The organism is Pedococcus sp. 2YAF34 (genome assembly GCF_052114585.1).
Taxonomy (GTDB): domain Bacteria; phylum Actinomycetota; class Actinomycetes; order Actinomycetales; family Dermatophilaceae; genus Pedococcus.
Genome location: NZ_JBFRFA010000161.1, coordinates 1 through 357 on the forward strand (window position 1 = coordinate 1; position 357 = coordinate 357).

The 357-nt window shown below is 69.7% G+C and carries 1 protein-coding gene; it reads right to left on the reverse strand.

Annotation, left to right across the window (positions count from 1 at the left end; translation table 11 throughout):
* Positions 1-176: 176 nt before the first annotated feature.
* On the reverse strand, positions 177-357 hold a 181-nt coding region (locus AB4Z02_RS19370), incomplete at its 5' end, for a hypothetical protein (RefSeq protein ID WP_441973013.1).

Genomic DNA, 357 nt, shown 5'->3' on the forward strand with positions numbered 1-357 from the left:
GTCGTACTGTGCGCCGAGGGCGTTCGCCGCCTCGGGGATCGGGTCGGTGACCGTGACGAGCGTGCCGCGTGCGATCCGCTCGTAGGCTGCAGCGTGGACCTTCGCGATCCGGCCGGCGCCGACGAGCCCGACCCGAACGGTGTCGGTGAGCGTCGAGGTGTCGATGGTGGTCATGGTCACGCCTCCTTCTGGACGAACGGGAACTCGATGCGGCGGCCGGTGCGGTGCGACTCGTATGCGGCCAGGATCATCTCCAGTGCCGCGCGGCCGTCTTCGGCGTCGGGCACGGGCTGGGTGTCGGTGCGGATGGCACGCTCGAACTCGACGAGCAGGTCGCGGTAGCAGGCGTCATAACGC